Here is a 15,995-nt window from a genome sequence, read left to right as displayed (position 1 = left end):
ACTAAACTCTCCTCACCCCATCGCCAGGGTGTTGATCTGAAGTATGGGCAGCAGGATCGACAGGACGATCATCGCCACGACCCCGCCCATGACCACGATGATGGCCGGCTCCAGCAGGCTCAGCATCACGGCGGTGAAGGTCGCGAACTCACGTTCCAGATAGTCGGCGGCCCGTTCCAGCATCGGCTCCAGCCGTCCGCTGCTCTCGCCCGAGGCGGTCATATAGACCAGCAGCGGAGGGAAGACGTCGGCGCGGCGCATGGCGGCCGACAGGCCCCCGCCCTCGCGCACCGCCTCGCCCATGGATTCCGTCGCCTGACGCAGGGCCATGTTGGACACGGTGCGGGCGGTGATGGTCAGGCCCTCCAGCACCGGCAGGCCCGCGGCGATCATGGTCGACAGGGTGCGCGCCATTCTGGCCCCATGCAGGTCCCGCGTCAGACGGCCGATGACCGGCAGCCTCAGCATCGTCTGGTCGATCCGCAGGCGGATTTCGGGTCGGCGTCGCGCGACCACGCCCGCGACGATCAGCCCGGCCAGCAGCAGCAGGAACAGCCAGCCCCAGTTCCGCATCAGATCCGACACGCCGATCACCAGCCGCGTCAGCAGCGGCAGGGTCTGGTTCATGCTCTCGAACTGATCGACCACCTTGGGCACGACGAAGGTCATCAGAATGGCGATCACGCCCAGGGCGACCACGGCCAGGACGCTGGGATAGACCACGGCGGTGATCACCTTGCCGCGCACCTGCTGGTCCCGCTCCAGCCCGTCGGCCAGACGTTCCAGGATCGGCTGAAGCGCGCCCGACTGTTCCCCGGCCGAGACCATGGCCCGGTACAGGGGCGGAAAGGCCTGGCCCTGCAAGGCCATGGCGTCGGACAGGCGACGCCCCTCCATGACCCCTGCATGCACGCCTTCCAGCACCCGCCGCACCACCGGCCGATCGGCCTGAAGCGCCAGGGTGCGCAGGGCCTCTTCGATCGGCGAGACCGAAATCAGCGTCGCCAGCTGGCGCGTCGTCAGGGCCAGGGTCTTGGCGTTCAGGCGGTCGCCCCGGCCGGCGCCGCTCGTCCGCTCGGCACGCGGCGCGATCCGGGCCGGCGTCAGCTCCAGCGGCATCAGCCGGCGCTTGGTCAGCCAGCCGCGCGCCGCCGCCTCGTCCGAAGCGGTGACGGCGCCGGACACCGTCCGCCCCGCCGCATCGACGGCCACATAGTCGAAGGCCGCCATCAGGCCGCCTCCGCCGGATCGGTCGCGGTCTCCTGCCGGGCGACGCGGACCGCCTCCTCGACCGAGGTCACGCCGTCCAGCACCAGGGCGCGGGCGCGTTCCGTCAGGGTTCCGCCCCCGGCGAAGGCGGCGGCGACCACGGCGTCCTCGTCCGCCTCGGCTGCAATCAGACGCCGCACGCGGTCGTCGATCTTCAGCACCTCGTACAGGCCGACCCGGCCGACGTAGCCGGTATTGCCGCAATGGGCGCAGCCGTGCGGGCGCCAGACCTGCACACCCGCCTTGGCGCCGACCAGTTTCGCCGTCTTCTTGTCGGCGATCTCGGGCGTGCGGCAATGGTCGCACAGGCGCCGCACCAGCCGCTGGGCCACGATCAGCCTCAGGGTCGAGGCCAGCAGGAAGGGCTCCACCCCCATGTCGCGCAGCCGCGTCACCGCCCCCGCCGCGTCATTGGTGTGGACGGTGGACAGCACAAGGTGGCCGGTCAGGGCGGCCTGGACCGCGACCCCCGCCGTCTCCACGTCACGGATTTCGCCCACCATGACCACGTCCGGGTCCTGGCGCAGGATGGCGCGCAGACCCGCCGCGAAGGTCATGCCGACCTTGGTGTTGACCTGGGTCTGGCCCACGCCGTCGATGGCGTATTCGACCGGATCCTCGACCGTCAGGATGTTGCGCGTCTGGTCGTTCAGCAGGGCCAGGCCGGCGTACAGGCTGGTGGTCTTTCCCGAGCCGGTCGGCCCGGTGACCAGGATGATGCCGTTCGGCTCGGCCAGGGCGGCGCGGAAGGCGGCCAGGGCGTCGGGCGCCATGCCCAGACGGTCCAGGGTCAGGCCCGCCTGATCCTTGTCCAGAATCCGCATCACCACCCGCTCGCCGCCGCGCGACGGCAGGGTCGAGACCCGCACGTCCAGCGTCTTGCCGCCCAAGGCCAGGGGGATGCGCCCGTCCTGCGGCACGCGCTTCTCGGCGATGTCGAGCCGCGCCATGACCTTGATGCGCGACACCAGCAGCGGGGCGATGCGCGGGTTCAGGCTCAGGGCCTCGCGCAGCACCCCGTCGATCCGCATCCGCACCAGCAGCGCGCTCTCATAGGTCTCCAGGTGGATGTCGGACGCACCCGTCCGCACCGCCTCGGCGATGATCCCGTTGATCAGCCGGATCACCGGCGCGTCGTCGGCTGTGTCCAGCAGATCGGCCGCCGCGGGGATGTCGTCGATCAGACTGTCCAGTCCGGCCGGCATGTCCAGATCGTCGCCGTCGGTCGCCGCCAGATGATCGCCGGCATAGACCTCGGACAATTGGCGGTCGAAGGCCGCCTGGGCCAGCGGCTCGACGACCAGGGGCCGGCCCAGCACCCTTCGCGCCTCGATCAGCCCCTTCGGGTCCGCGCCCTCGCGCAGGCCCACCCGCGCCACCTCGCCGGCGTCCAGCAGCAGGACGCCGTGTCGTTTGGCGAATCCATAGGGCAGGCTGGGGCTGACCAGGGTGATCATGGGATCAGTTCCCGGTCGGCGGCAGGGGCGCGGCCTCGACCGGGGCCACGGGGGCGGTCACGCCAGTCGGGGCGATCACCATCGGCTGGCCCGTCGCCGGGGCGGCCGGCGCCTGGGTCCGCATATAGTCCCGCACCAGGGCGTCCAGGCTGGGCTCGCGATCCGGCTGCACCGCCTGCTGCTGGTCGCGCATGTAGCCCCAGCGATCGGCGGCCACCCCTTGAGCCTCCTCGCGGGTGCGGACGATGGTGGGACGCAGGAAGACCATCAGATTGGTCCGCCCGCGCTGACGGCTGTTCGACCGGAACAGGGCGCCGACGCCCGGCAGGTCGCCCAGGCCGGGGATCTTGTCGGTCGAGATGATGTCGTTCTGGTCCAGCAGGCCGCCAGCGACCGCGATGTCGCCGTCATCGACCACCAGGGTCGTCTGCAGCTCGCGCTTGTCCAGCACCAGGTCTGTCGCGCCACGGGTCAGCCCGCCGTTGATCGCCGACACCTCCTGGCGTAGGGTCAGGGTGATGGAGCCGCCGGCGTTGATCTGCGGCTTGACCGTCAGCCGCACGCCGATGTCCTTGCGGTCGGTCGTGGTGAAGGGGTTGGAATTGCCGTCCAGCAGGGTCTGGCCGGTCGTGATCGGCACCTCCTGTCCGACCAGGAAGGTGGCTTCTTCGTTGTCCAGCGTCATGATCGACGGGGTCTGGAGCAGGTTGGAGCCCTTGTCGGTCTTGGCCGCATTGATGATGAAGCCGAACAGGCCGTCGCCGACCTCGACCCCGGCGCCGCCGATAAAGCCGTTGGCGCCCACCAGACTGTTCAGGGCCAGGGTTTGCAGCTGTTCCCGCAGCGGATCGTCCTTGTCCAGCTGCCCGGCATAGGCGCCGCCGGCCATGTTCACCAGCGGGGTGGCGTTGGCGGTGTAGTTGGTCAGACCGACGCCGTTCTCGCCGCCGTACAGCCACTGGACGCCCAGCTCGCGCACCGCGTTGTCGCTCAGCTCGACCACAATGGCCTCAATCAGCACCTGTTGGCGGCGCACGTCCAGCCGCCGGATGACGTCGGCCAGGGTCCGCTGCATGTCGGCCGGCCCGGCGATGACCAGGGCGTTGGCGCCGGGGAAGCGGGCGATGGTGGCGCGCTGGCCAGTGGCGGTGACAGTGGACGACCCGATGGCGCCGCCGCCCGCGTCCGCTCCGCCCAGGCTGGAGGCGGCGCGCGACAGGCCGCTCGACGCGCCGTTCGTCGATCCGGTCGGGGCGGTGCGCAAGCCCCGGCTCGCGCCCGTCGAGGCTGTGACCGGCTGGCCCACCACCTGCTGCAGCACCGGCAGAAGCTGCTCGGCGTTGGCGTGTTCCAGGAAGACGACGTTCACGTCCTGGCTGGCGCGCGAACGGCCGTCCAGATCGTGGATCAGGCCGCGCACGCGGGCCAGGGCCTGGCCGTCGCCGCGCAGGACGATGGAGTTCGAGCTTTCCACCGCCGTGACGGTGACCATCCCCTGCCCGCCGCCGCTCGGCGCCGCCATCACCTGCTGCAACACCCCGGCGATCTCGCGCGCCGAGGCGTTTTCCAGCGCCACCACCTCATAGCTGGACCGGTCCACGTCGATCCGGCCGATCAGGGAGCGGATACGGGCCAGATTGTCCGAAAAGTCGGCCACCACCACGCTGTTGGCGCCGGGATTGGCCAGGACCTGGCCCTGGGCCCCGACCAGCGGCCGGATCGTCTCGGCGGCCGAGGCCGCGTCGATGTTGCGCAGCTGGAAGACCTCGGTCGAGAACCGCTCGGCCCCGACCGTCGACGGCCCCTGGGCCGCGCCCTGGGCCGGGCTGATCCGATAGGCGCCCGACTGGGTCGGGGTGACGACCAGGCCGTTGGCCCGCAGGGTGGACAGGAAGACCTCGAACATCTGGGCGCGGCCCAGCGGCCGGTCGCTGGTCACCGTCACCGTCCCGGTCACGGCCGGATCGACGATGAAGGTGCGGCCGGTGGTGCGGGCCACGTCCTGAATGAAGGCGCGGATGTCGGCGCCCTGGACGTTCAGGGTCTGGCGCGCCTCCTGGGCCAGGACGGGCGCGGCGGCCAGGGGGGCCTGCAGGGCCAGGACGGCGGCGAGGGCGCCGACGCCGGAACGCTTCAGGCGATTGCGCAGAGAGGCGGTCATGGACGCGTCCTTATGGTGGTGGTGCGCGTCTCGCCCGCGCGCTCATATTGGATGTCGGCGGACGGGGCGCTGGCCAGTTGGCCGCGCAGGGCGCCGATGGCCTGAGGGCTGTTCAGCGCCACGCCATTGACGGACAGGATGACGTCGCCGGACTGAAGTCCCGCGCTGCGCAGCTCGGACGCATTGCCGGCCGACGAGACGGTGAAGCCGTTGACGCCCAGACCTTGGATCCGGGGCTGCAGCGCGGCCTGGGCCATCAGCCGCTGGGGATCGACAACCGCGCCCTGAGACGAGGCGGGCGCGGCGGCCGGCGGAGCCACCACCTGAGGCGTCGACGGCGGCGGGGGCGGCGCGGCGGCGCCGGCGGGCGTGTCGGCGAATTCCAGACGGCTCAGGGACTGGCCCCGCGCCAGGGTGACGAAATCCGACCCGACAGACTGCAAGACCAGGCCGGGCTCGACCTCCTCGCCGACGCCGACAGACAGTTGACGCCCGTCCGCAAGACCGATGATGGCCGATCCGCCGCCCGCGCCGCCCGTGCGCACGCCGAACAGCCGCATCTGGCTGGCGTCCGCGCCCGAGGCGCCGGCCAGGGCGCCCTGCCCGCCTGTGCGGAAGAAGGCGTCGAAACGCGACAGAATACTCATGTCCACCGGCCCCGCCGGGGCCGTGGCGCCGGCCGGTTGGGGCTTCGGTTGAGGCCCTGCGAACAGCCAGACAAGCCGCCCCGTCTGAACCAGCAGCAGCAGGATCAGCACGACCTCGACGATGCGACGCAGCGGCAGACGACGCATACGGTCGGCCACCGAAGAGACGTTAAAACTACGGATAGCCGCGATCACGACGCCATGCCTGTTCCGACCCCGACGGCCATCCCGCGATCTAGACTAATCGTCCGTATGCGGGCCGCACCGAAGTGTGAAGACACGAAGAACATCTGGTGACAGATGCGATCTATACGGATCATTCAGTAACGAAAACGACCGGAAGGCCAAGGCCCCCCGGTCGCAACGCGTCACTTGTTCCAAAGATCAGAAGCGGGCGGTCAGGCTGACCGAGGCGCTCTGGCCCAGGTCGTAGTTGTTGACCCGGATCTTGTTGCCCAGTTCCTGGTATTCGTCGAACTCGGTTCCCAGCAGGTTCCGCAGTTCCAGGGCGAAGCCCATGTCGCGGGCCATGACGGTGAAGTCCTTGCGATAGACGAAGTCCAGGAAGACACCCGGCTCCTGGATGAAGTCAGGCTCGCGGCTCGAACCGATGCCGGCGCCGCGGGCGGTGATCCGGTCGCTGACATAGTTGACGATGATCGTCGCCTGCGAGCGGGCCGTATCGTCTTCCCAACCCAGTTGCAGGTTGGCGACATGGTCCGACTGGCCTTGCAGACGGCTGCCGTCCTGAATGAAGAAGGACGCCTGTTCCGGCGTGCCCGCACCACCCAGGGTCAGGACGGTGTCGCCCTCGCCCACCTTAACCTCGGAGTCCGAGTAGGTGTAGTTGGCCTGCACCAGCCAACGCTTGTTGGCGATGAAGCTCATGGTCTGGTCGGGGTACTCGAAATACTTCTTCACCTCGACCTCGGCGCCCATGATGGTCGCCTTGGGCGCGTTCAGATACGACTGCTGCCGCTGGTTGCCCACGTCGACGATGACGGACTCAACCGGCTTGTCCAGGTCCTTGTAGAAGACGCCGGCGGTGATGAACTGCTGGCGAGCGAAGTACCATTCGTACCGCGCGTCCAGGTTCAGCAGCTCGGTGTCCACCAGATAGGGGTTGCCGATGAAGATGCGGTCGCTTTCCGGGTCCGTATAGGCCTGGGGCGCCAGTTCGCGGAACTGCGGACGACCGATCGTCTTGGACGCGCCGAAACGCAGTTGCTGATCCTCGGCGAAGTTCCAGGTCGCCGTCAGCGAAGGCAGCCAATACTGCTCCTCGATCTCGGTGGCCTTATAAGTCGAACTTCCGCCGAACAGGTCACGCGGCGTAACGCTCTGCTGACCGTCCTCGAAACGTACGCCCACCGTGGTGCGGACCAGCGGGATGATCTCCGCATCGACCATGGCGTAAGCGGCATTGACCTGCAATTCGGCGTCATAGGCGCTGGCGTCTGAGCGCCCAACTTCGCGCAGTTGCAGCGTGTTCGGATTGATGTTGTAGTCCGAGAACAGATAGTCGATCCGGGAGTGACGCTGGCTGTCGGTCAACCTGTTGACCGCTTCGAACTGCAGGTCGTGGCGTGTCGCTTCGCGATTGTTGTCGAACGAGGCTACGCCAGCACTGATGACGGCTTCGCGGATCGACGACAGCGGCAGGGTGTACGCCACGTCCACGCCGCCCGAAACGATGTCGTCGTCCAATTCGCTGAACGAGATCAGATTGCCTTGCACGTTGTGGATATAATCACCGTTCTCGTCCACACCGTACTGGAAGCGCGATTCATAGGGTGCGTCGCGCGACGTCTTGGCGTATGCGGCGCGCCAGTCGATTTCGAGAGCCCCGTCCATGAACTGATGCTCGCCGGCCAACTGGCTGGTGAACAGTTGGCGCACGAACCATTCGGTATAGTCGTTACGGATAATGCTGCCGCCTGCGTCGGCGTCCGGGCCAGCGGCTGAACGCGCTTCCTTGGTCGTGTTGCGAACATAGAGGTTGGTCCACTTCACCTCATGATCTGCGGTCTTGAGCGACAGCCCCCCCAGGAAGTTCAAACGGATGTCGTTCTGGTTGGATTCAACGTTAGAGGAAGAAGCGACCTCCAGGGCGTCGCCCTGAAACTGGCCCTCTTCCTGGACGCCGCGACGGGCGCGCCAGCTGTTGTCGTAACCGGCGACGGCGATCAGGCCCAGGGTGCCGAGACCCGTGTCCTGCGAGAAGCCGCCCGCCAGTTCCACACCGCCGTCGATCGGCGTCTTTTCGCGTTGCAGCAGGCGCAGCGGGGCGTTCACCAGCGACTGGCCCATGGTCTGGAGCTGGTCGGCGGTGAAGTTGGCGCCGTTGATCTGCTTGCCCTGGTCGAAGGCGATGGCGATGGCGCCGGGCACTTCGCGGGTGTCGTCGTCAAAGCCGGTGAAGTCGGTGCGCGACCCGTAATAGATCAGGCTTTCCTTGCCGGTGGATTCGGTGTTGCCGCCCAGCGACAGCTTCATGTTGAAGAAGGGTTCGTTCGGGGCGTCGATGGTGTGCAGATCAATCACGCCGCCGCCGAACTCGCCGGGGAAGTTGGGCGAATAGGTCTTCTGAACCGTCACGCCGTCCAGGATGCTGGAGGGGAACAGGTCCAGGGGCACGACGCGCTGCAGCGGCTCGGGGCTGGGCAGGGGCGAACCGTTCAGCAAGGCCGAAGAATAACGCTCACCCAGTCCGCGGACGTAGATGAACCGGCCCTCGACGATCGACAGGCCGGTCACGCGGGTCAGGGCGGCGGCGGCGTTGCTGTCGCCGGTGCGCTCCAGGTCCTCGGACGTCAGGAAGGCCGCGACTTCGGAGCTCTCGCGGTTGGGTTCGGGAATATAACGGCCCAGGACGACGATCTCGCCGACTTCGGTCGCCTGCTCCTCGACCTGTTCGGCCGGGGTCTGCGCGGTCGGGGAAGTCGTCGGGGCCGTTTGGGCGAACGCCAGGCCGGGCGCGATCAGCGCACTGGTGGCGAGAAGGACCCCGCTCAGGGTCAGAGTAAGTCTATTCATGGTCTGCGCCTTGAAGGGGTCAGGAAACGCGAAGAACCGGCGGCGACCCCATGGTCGCCGCCGGCGCTGTCATCGTCAGCAGGTCGAGCCGGACGTCAGGCCGCAGGTCCAGCCCTGCCACCAGGTGTCCTGGGCGTTCCGCACGGCGCCGATGTAGGTCACGCTGTCGAAGAAGCCGTAGGTCGTCTTCGGATCGACCGCCGGCACGGCGTTTTCGTTGGCGCCGTTGATGAAGGCCAGGTTCTGGTTGGTGATCGAGGTGCCCGAGGCCGGCGCGGTCAGGGTCGAGGGTCCCGCCGCCGTCACATTGGTGTTGCGGGCATTGGTGAACACGGCCGTCGAACGCGTCACGCTGGCCGGGCGGTAGGAGATCGCGCAGGACATGTAGATGGAGCGCAGCGACGGCGTCGTGCCGCTGTTGAAGCTCGTTTCCGTGTCCTGATCGTCGATTGCAAAGCAGCCCGACGCCGAACCCGCCACGTTTGTAGCGACGATATTCATCAGAGTCGGCTTGGTGCCCGTGTCGAAGTGCATGACGGTGTGAACATCGGATGTCGTGGTTCGACCAACCAGGGTCCAGTTGGCGATCTTGGGTTCCGACAGGTAGCGCGAAGCATAGGCAGTGGTTTTGGGAGCGGACGAAAACTCAAATCCGGCCGAACGACTGGTCGTGTTCTGTGCGCGCTGGGTGACGATGCCGAACTGGGCGCCACCGCGCCAGCCGGTGTCTGTGTCCAGACCGTCATCGTCGGCGCCGTTGATGACGATGTGCTTCAGGTTGGCGTTGCCGCCGAAGATTTCGATGCCGTCATCCGAGCTGTTATACGACTGAATATACTCCAGGACCGTGCCTGAGCCGACGCCAGCCAAAGTCAGCGATTGCAACTCGTTGCCCGTCGCTACTTCGTAGCCAGAGTACTTAATCTGGACATAGCGCAAGCGACCAGAGTTGTCGGCTGCGGTATTGCCGCCGAAGAAGGCGTTGGTGCCCTCGATCTGGCCGGCGCAGGTGACGGGGGCGGTCAGTTGGCAGCCAGCCTGAGGGGCACGACCAGCCAGGACGATGCCGCCCCACTGACCTTGCGATTCACTGTTGGTCTTGCCTTCCAAATCAGCCCGGCTGGTGAAGACGATTGGGTCCTTTGCTTCGCCTTCAGCGAAGATCTGCGAACCACGGTTTACCAAGAGGTAGTCGCCGCCACCTTCCGCGAAAATCTTCACGCCCCGCTCAATGGTCAGAATGCCTTGCGTTCCTTGGTCGAGATTGATGCCCCTATCAACGCCGACATGGACGCCGCCGCTGATGGAGTAGATGGTGCCGGCGCGGACCGAAAGGGTCAGGTTCCCAGTGATAGACTGCGGCAGCTGGCAGACGCGCAGGGTGCCGTTGAGGACCGTGGCGATGGTGCCGGTGTTCGACAGACCCGTCGGGCAGTCGGCGGCGGGGGTGCCGGGCGTCGGCGTCGTCGGGGTCGTCGGCGTGGTCGGCGTGCCGCCGTTGCCGAAATCGCCTTCACCAGGCGAAGCCACCTCGGCGGAGCCGCAGGCGGCGAGCGCGAGGGCGCTGGCCGCCGTCACGAGAAGGGTCTTGAGCTGAAGGCCGGTCATCGTCAGTCCACCGTGTCTGGTCAAAGAGCTATGACAGGGGACGACCGAGCTCATGCCCGGCCGCGATGACGTGATCGTCCCTCCTGCCCGGCTCCAGTCATTAGGGATGCTGTGTGACGGCGCATGCGCCTCGGCATGAAGGTTCGGCGGAGGTTTTGCGGAGAAATAGACTCTGTTTTGCGACGATTGATCTGCCTTCCGATCAATACGCCACATCGAATACGTCTGCTGTCGGTGGTTGCAGAGGCGCAGACGCCGAGCTTCGCCCGATCAGTCGCCGTTCCACCAGCCCAGGTTGAACGGAATCCTGTGGCCCTTCACCGTCATGGCGCCGGTGATCACCGGGGTGCGGTCGCCCAGATTGCGGCGTGCGGTGGCCAGTGCGCCGGGATCGATGCGGGCGTCCAGAACGAGTTGTCGCCCATCGGGCATGACGCCGACGAAATGCAGGCGCTCGTCGGTCAGGTCATAGGCGCGCGGCGTGATCTGCACCGCGCCGTCCGGCCCCGACAGCGTCAGGATCAAGGGTGCGCCGCCCCTCTGCGCCGCTTCCCACGCTTCCAGGGCCGAGGCCTGGCCAATGAACAGGCTTTCGACCCGCCAACCCTGGGCCGGTGCGGACACCGGCCGATAGTCGCCCGAGATGTCGCCTTCGAGCCGATGCCGGAAGGACGCCGTGACGGCGGGCGTCGTCGCCGTGGACGCCGGGCCGGCCTCGCGCCGCTCACAAGCCGCAAGCGCCGCCAGACAGACCAGGGCTGGAACCAAAAGGCGCCGCATCACCGATCCAGCGACCGGTCCAGGGCGCGGAAGCCGGCGATGGCCAGTTCGGTCGCCGCAGTGAAGACCTCGGGCCTGATCCGCTCGAAGTCATCGGTCGGGCGGTGATAATCGGGGTGATAGTCGATGCCCATATAGAGGAAGGGCACGCCCTTGTCGTGGAAGGCGCCCTGGTCCGACGCCGAGACCCAATTGTTCTCCCCCTCGTCCTGCGGCGTATCCTTGCCGAAGGCGAAACTGACCGGGCCGACCGCCGGCAGGGGCTCCAGGATCGGGCGCAGGTTCGGGTGCTGGTATGTGCCCGTGACCCACAGATGCCCGTCGGTCTCGGCCCGCGCCGTCATGTCGAAGTTCAGATTCAGGGCGATGGACGACAGGGGCACGGGGGGCGCCTTGACGAACTCGCGCGCGCCCAGCAGCCCCCGCTCCTCCCCGTCGAAGGCGACCAGCAGCACACTGTGCTCCGGCGCCTGGGCCTTCAGCCGTTTGGCCAGCTCCAGCATCGTGGCGACCCCCGAGGCGTTGTCGTCGGCGCCGTTGTAAATCTGGCCCTCATGCATGCCGACATGATCATAATGGGCGCTGACTACGATGTAGCGGTCGCCCACCCGGGTTCCGGGGATCAGGCCCAGCACATTGACCCCGCGATAGGTGACAGGCCCCTGCGGCGACGGCCCCGTCCCCTCGAACGGCTGCAGCCGCCCGAACGGCGCGGGCGCGACGCCCAGCGCCTCTAGTCGCGACACCACATAGGCCCGCGCCCGCTCCCCGCCCGGCGTGCCGGTTCCCCGTCCCTCCATGTCGTCGGCCGACAGGATCCGCACATCGTCCAGCAGCGAGCCATAGTCGGCGGCGGGCATCGGCGCGGGCGGCGGCGGGCTGATGGGCTCGACACAGCCGCTCAGGGCCAGGGCGGCGCATCCGCCGAGCAGAAGGGATCGGGCGGCGGCGGACAGCATGGACGACTCCGTAAACGATGATTCAGCCTAGCGTGCGGATCGCCCGGCGTCAGCCCGTGGTAATGAGACGACGACATGTCCAGCGCGATTCCCCCCTTCCCGCCCATCGAAGACCTGACCGCCGAGACAGCGGCGGAAGAACTGGCCTGGCTGGCCGCCGAGATGGCCCGCCACGACGCCCTCTATAATGAGGCGACGCCCGAGATTTCCGACGCCGACTACGACGCCCTGCGCGCCCGGAACCTGGCGATTGAGACCGCCTTCCCCGACCTGATCCGCCCGGACTCCCCGTCGCACAAGGTCGGCGCCGCCGTCTCCAGCCAGTTCGCCGAGGTCCGCCACGGCGTGCCCATGCTGTCGCTGGACAACGCCTTCGACCAGGGCGAGGTGCGCGACTTCGTCGCCCGGATCGCCCGTTTCCTGAAACTGCCCTCCGACGAACCCATTGCCTTCGTCGCCGAGCCCAAGATCGACGGCCTGTCCGCCAACCTCCTCTATGTGGACGGCCGGCTGACCCTCGGCGCCACGCGTGGCGACGGGCGCACCGGCGAGGACGTCACCGCCAATCTGAACACCATCGCCGATGTGAAACAGACCCTGGCCGGCGACGACTGGCCCGACCGGATCGAGATCCGGGGCGAGGTCTACGCCCCCAACGCTGCCTTCGCCGCCTTCAACGTCGCCGCCGAGGCCGAGGGCCGCCGCACCTACGCCAACCCCCGAAACTTCGCCGCCGGCTCCCTGCGCCAGAAGGACGCCCGGATCACGGGCAAACGCCCGCTGAACTTCTTCGCCTACGCCTGGGGCGAACACTCCAGCGACTTCGCCGAGACCCAGTGGGAGGCCCTGCAAAAGCTCAAGGCCTGGGGTTTCCCCGTCAACGCCCGCTCGCGCCGCGTCGAGGGCGCCGAGGGCCTGATCGCCGTCTATCGCGAACTGGAACGCGACCGCGCGACCCTGGGCTATGACATCGACGGCGTGGTCTACAAGGTCGACCGTATCGACTGGCAGCGCCGCCTGGGCTTCGTCGCCCGCAGCCCCCGCTGGGCCATCGCCCACAAATTCCCCGCGCAACAGGCGACGACGGTGCTGGAAGGCATCGACATCCAGGTCGGCCGCACCGGCGCCCTGACCCCGGTCGCCCGTCTGCATCCGGTCACGGTCGGCGGCGTCGTGGTCAGGAACGCCACCCTGCACAATGAAGACGAGATCGAACGGCTGGACGTCCGCATCGGCGACACCGTCCGCCTGCAACGCGCCGGCGACGTCATCCCCCAGATCCTGGGCGTGGTCCCCGACCAACGTCCCGCCGACGCCGTCCCCTATGTCTTCCCCGACAAATGTCCGGTCTGCGGCTCCGAGGCGGTGCGCGAAGGCGACGAGGTCAAGCGCCGCTGCACCGGCGGCCTGATCTGCGACGCCCAGATCGTCGAACGGCTCAAGCATTTCGTCGGCCGCCGCGCCTTCGACATCGAGGGGCTGGGCGAGAAACAGCTGGTCGCCTTCAATGCGCGCGGTTGGATCAAGGAGCCGGCCGACATCTTCCGGCTGGCGCGCGACGAAGCGCGGCTGAAGGAACTGGAACGCGACGACGGCTATGGCGAGACCAGCATCCGTAACCTGGTCGTCGGCATTGACGCCCGCCGCGTCATCTCGCTGGACCGGTTCCTGTTCGGCCTGGGCATACGCGACATCGGCGAACAGACCTCCATCGTCCTGGCCCGCGCCTTCGAGAGCTGGCCCGCGCTGAAGGCCGCCTGCCTCCAGGCCGCCTCAGGCGTGCCGTCCGACGCCTGGACCGCCCTCGCCTCCGCCCACGCCATATCGCCCCGAGTCCTGACCCTGATGGCCGAGGCGACGCCCCCCGCCGCCGATCCCTGGCCCGAGGCGACCATGGACATGAAGATCAGCCAGGCCTTCCCCGGCATGGCCGCACCCGCTCGCCGTTCGCTGGCGATCCAAGTCTCTGGGATGACGGACGACTGGTCCGGCCTGGTCGAGCTGGCCCGCGTCGCACGCGAGGAAGGCCCGTCCGAAATCCTGAACCAGATCGCCGGCGTGACCGGCGTCGGCCCCGTCGCCGCCCTGGCCCTGGCCCACTTCTTCCACGAGCCGCACAATCTTCAGGTCGTCGCCGCGCTGGAGGCCGAGTTGACCCAGATCCTCGACGCCGAACGGCCCAAGTCCGACACCCCGGTCGCGGGCAAGACCGTGGTCTTCACCGGCGCGCTGGAACGCTTCACCCGCGACGAAGCCAAGGCCCGCGCCGAAAGCCTGGGCGCCAAGGTCTCGGGCTCCGTGTCCAAAAAGACCGACTACCTCGTCGCCGGCCCCGGCGCCGGCTCCAAGCTGAAGGACGCCGAGAAGCACGGGGTTCAGGTCCTGACCGAGGACGAGTGGCTGGCCCTGATCGGGGGATAGGCGTCAGGGGATCGGGAAGCCCCAGGTCCGAGGGTCGAACGGATCATCTCCCGGCGCCAAGTCGTCAAGGCGTGTGGGACCTGCCGTGATCAAGACCGCCCGTAATTCGCTCGAGAGCCGCCCCCGGCTAATATTTTCCTCAATCAACAGCAGGCCATCGGCGGTCACGCATTGCGCCTGGCCAATATCCTGCACGCCGGGCCTGCCGTCGATCCAGTGGCAGTCCCGACCGAGAACCGTTTCCGGCGTTCGTTCGATCCTTGGCTTCTCAGTCGGTGCTGAAGCCGTATTGTGGCTGGCCCACATCCTCGTGTGCCCCCCCTGCGCGTCCCATTGCGCTGACCAGACGACGCTTCGATCTGCGTTCTCGAGAGTCCTGCGGCGTTCGCCGTTGGAGATTTCCTCGACAAATTTCCAGTCGCCACGACTTACGATAGTGCGACGGATTGGACCGATGACAAAGGATCGCCCCTCCATAACAACACGATAGTCGCTCTGCTCAGGCAGGCTCACGGGATCACCTACCCCCGTAGGCGCTCGGGTGGCGCACCCTGCCGCCAAGCCCAATGCGACCAGAACAATACCGTAGAACACCCTTTTCATATCGCCATAATAGCGCGTCTGGATTGCGCAATGCTTACGCCTTCTGCGAGCAAGTCACCTCGACCGGCCCATATCCTGACCGAAGACGGGTTGCTGGCCCTGATCGGCTAGCCGCGCAGCGTCGCCAGGGCGGCGGGATAGCGGCGTGACAGAGGCGCATTGACCGCCCCCAGTTCCACGGTCCAGTCGCCGGAGCCGTCGGGTTGCAGGCCGGTGACGCGCTCTGCATTGACCAGCCACGAGCGATGGACCCGCACAAAGCCGAACCGCGACAGTTCGGCCTCGACCGCCGCCAGGGTCGCGCGCATCAGCGGACGCCGCCCGTCCGCCAGCAGGAACTCGACATAGTTCCCCGCCGAACTGACCGCCAGGATATCGCCCAGGGGCGCGCGGATGATGCGGGCGCCGTCGCGGATGTCGAAACTGACCGGCCGCACCGGTTCATCGCGCCGCCGCCGCAGATAGGCGATCAGCACGAAGCCCCCGACCAGCAGGACATAGGTCACCAGGTCCTTGCGCAGCTCATAGCCGAACCGGTCGCCGAACTGATAGGCGCCCGCCCCCATGACGGCGTAGCCCAGCTTTCTCAGCGCCACGAAACCGCTGACGTGCACGGCCGAAAAGGTCAGAAGCGCCGCCAGATGAATCCCGGCGAACCTCGCCTTGGGCCGCCATCCCTCGCCCGCCGCCTCGTCCGGCGGCGCCAGACTGGCGGCCAGCCAGGGGATCCAGATCACCGCCATCACGGCGAGGGTGCTCGACACCTCCCAGACCATGGGCATCCATGCGGCCACATCCGGATTGTCCGCCTGGGCCGTCAGGATGTTGACCGGCGTGTTGATCAGCGAAAAGGCCAGGACCGCCAGGGCGCACCGCCACAGGTCACGACCGTTCAGCCGTCGCGCCATAGCCGTCCACCCGCTCGTCACGATACGCGCGCCGTTCGTCCCGACGACCCCAGCGCCGTCCCCGCCAGGCGCCCGCACGGCCCCGGGCGATTGCTGAACCGCCCGTCGGTCCGCGAGGACGGGGCCTGCATCATTCGCCATGGAGT

The 15,995-nt window shown here is 67.7% G+C and carries 11 protein-coding genes; 1 reads left to right on the top strand and 10 read right to left on the bottom strand.

The genetic code is table 11. The features are described from left to right. Positions 1 to 12: 12 nt before the first annotated feature. The 8 genes from gspF to ACW18C_RS07435 form a co-directional block, all read right to left on the bottom strand. Positions 13 to 1,230, bottom strand: coding sequence for a type II secretion system inner membrane protein GspF (gene gspF / locus ACW18C_RS07470; protein WP_492073783.1), 1,218 nt, complete (start codon positions 1,228 to 1,230; stop codon positions 13 to 15). Further along, a complete protein-coding gene (gene gspE, locus ACW18C_RS07465; RefSeq protein WP_492073781.1) occupies positions 1,230 to 2,726 on the bottom strand; it encodes a type II secretion system ATPase GspE in 1,497 nt (498 codons plus the stop codon). Before gspE ends, gspF begins: the two co-directional genes overlap by 1 nt. A gap of 4 nt (positions 2,727 to 2,730) precedes the next feature. Continuing rightward, positions 2,731 to 4,887, bottom strand: coding sequence for a type II secretion system secretin GspD (gene gspD, locus ACW18C_RS07460; RefSeq protein WP_492073779.1), 2,157 nt, complete (start codon positions 4,885 to 4,887; stop codon positions 2,731 to 2,733). Continuing rightward, entirely contained in the window at positions 4,884 to 5,681 is a 798-nt protein-coding gene (locus ACW18C_RS07455; protein WP_492073777.1) for a type II secretion system protein N, read from the bottom strand. The genes gspD and ACW18C_RS07455 overlap by 4 nt, the downstream gene beginning before the upstream one ends. Positions 5,682 to 5,918: 237 nt before the next feature. Further along, on the bottom strand, positions 5,919 to 8,570 hold the full coding sequence (locus ACW18C_RS07450) for a TonB-dependent receptor domain-containing protein (RefSeq protein WP_492073776.1): 2,652 nt from the start codon (positions 8,568 to 8,570) through the stop codon (positions 5,919 to 5,921). Positions 8,571 to 8,645: 75 nt separating this feature from the next. Beyond that, positions 8,646 to 10,178, bottom strand: coding sequence for a beta-helix domain-containing protein (locus ACW18C_RS07445; protein ID WP_492073775.1), 1,533 nt, complete (start codon positions 10,176 to 10,178; stop codon positions 8,646 to 8,648). A gap of 270 nt (positions 10,179 to 10,448) precedes the next feature. Beyond that, complete coding sequence (locus ACW18C_RS07440) at positions 10,449 to 10,958, bottom strand: hypothetical protein (RefSeq protein ID WP_287927146.1); 510 nt, start codon at positions 10,956 to 10,958, stop codon at positions 10,449 to 10,451. After that, positions 10,958 to 11,917, bottom strand: coding sequence for a M28 family peptidase (locus ACW18C_RS07435; protein WP_492073773.1), 960 nt, complete (start codon positions 11,915 to 11,917; stop codon positions 10,958 to 10,960). The genes ACW18C_RS07440 and ACW18C_RS07435 overlap by 1 nt, the downstream gene beginning before the upstream one ends. Positions 11,918 to 11,992: 75 nt before the next feature. On the opposite strand from ACW18C_RS07435, the gene ligA reads away from it, so the two are divergent. Continuing rightward, positions 11,993 to 14,338, top strand: coding sequence for an NAD-dependent DNA ligase LigA (ligA, locus tag ACW18C_RS07430; RefSeq protein ID WP_492073771.1), 2,346 nt, complete (start codon positions 11,993 to 11,995; stop codon positions 14,336 to 14,338). Positions 14,339 to 14,341: 3 nt separating this feature from the next. Here the strand turns inward: ligA and ACW18C_RS07425 are convergent, their stop codons facing one another. After that, a complete protein-coding gene (locus tag ACW18C_RS07425; RefSeq protein WP_492073770.1) occupies positions 14,342 to 14,851 on the bottom strand; it encodes a hypothetical protein in 510 nt (169 codons plus the stop codon). A gap of 197 nt (positions 14,852 to 15,048) precedes the next feature. Then, positions 15,049 to 15,849: a LytTR family DNA-binding domain-containing protein gene (locus ACW18C_RS07420; protein WP_492073769.1), complete on the bottom strand. Its 801-nt coding sequence runs from the start codon at positions 15,847 to 15,849 to the stop codon at positions 15,049 to 15,051. Between the last annotated feature and the right edge of the window lie 146 nt (positions 15,850 to 15,995).

It is taken from the genome of Brevundimonas sp. FV1ye7S (assembly GCF_058680995.1).
The sequence above is the reverse complement of the archived record's forward strand: the minus strand, read 5'-3'. Positions and strand labels throughout refer to the sequence as shown.

What these genes read in the sequence shown, in the direction of transcription:
- gspD (WP_492073779.1), bottom strand. Translation starts at nt 4,887, where the DNA reads ATGACCGCCTCTCTGCGCAATCGCCTGAAGCGTTCCGGCGTCGGCGCC.
- ligA (WP_492073771.1), top strand. Translation starts at nt 11,993, where the DNA reads ATGTCCAGCGCGATTCCCCCCTTCCCGCCCATCGAAGACCTGACCGCC.
- ACW18C_RS07455 (WP_492073777.1), bottom strand. Translation starts at nt 5,681, where the DNA reads ATGCGTCGTCTGCCGCTGCGTCGCATCGTCGAGGTCGTGCTGATCCTG.
- ACW18C_RS07435 (WP_492073773.1), bottom strand. Translation starts at nt 11,917, where the DNA reads ATGCTGTCCGCCGCCGCCCGATCCCTTCTGCTCGGCGGATGCGCCGCC.
- ACW18C_RS07420 (WP_492073769.1), bottom strand. Translation starts at nt 15,849, where the DNA reads ATGGCGCGACGGCTGAACGGTCGTGACCTGTGGCGGTGCGCCCTGGCG.
- ACW18C_RS07450 (WP_492073776.1), bottom strand. Translation starts at nt 8,570, where the DNA reads ATGAATAGACTTACTCTGACCCTGAGCGGGGTCCTTCTCGCCACCAGT.
- gspF (WP_492073783.1), bottom strand. Translation starts at nt 1,230, where the DNA reads ATGGCGGCCTTCGACTATGTGGCCGTCGATGCGGCGGGGCGGACGGTG.
- ACW18C_RS07440 (WP_287927146.1), bottom strand. Translation starts at nt 10,958, where the DNA reads ATGCGGCGCCTTTTGGTTCCAGCCCTGGTCTGTCTGGCGGCGCTTGCG.
- gspE (WP_492073781.1), bottom strand. Translation starts at nt 2,726, where the DNA reads ATGATCACCCTGGTCAGCCCCAGCCTGCCCTATGGATTCGCCAAACGA.
- ACW18C_RS07445 (WP_492073775.1), bottom strand. Translation starts at nt 10,178, where the DNA reads ATGACCGGCCTTCAGCTCAAGACCCTTCTCGTGACGGCGGCCAGCGCC.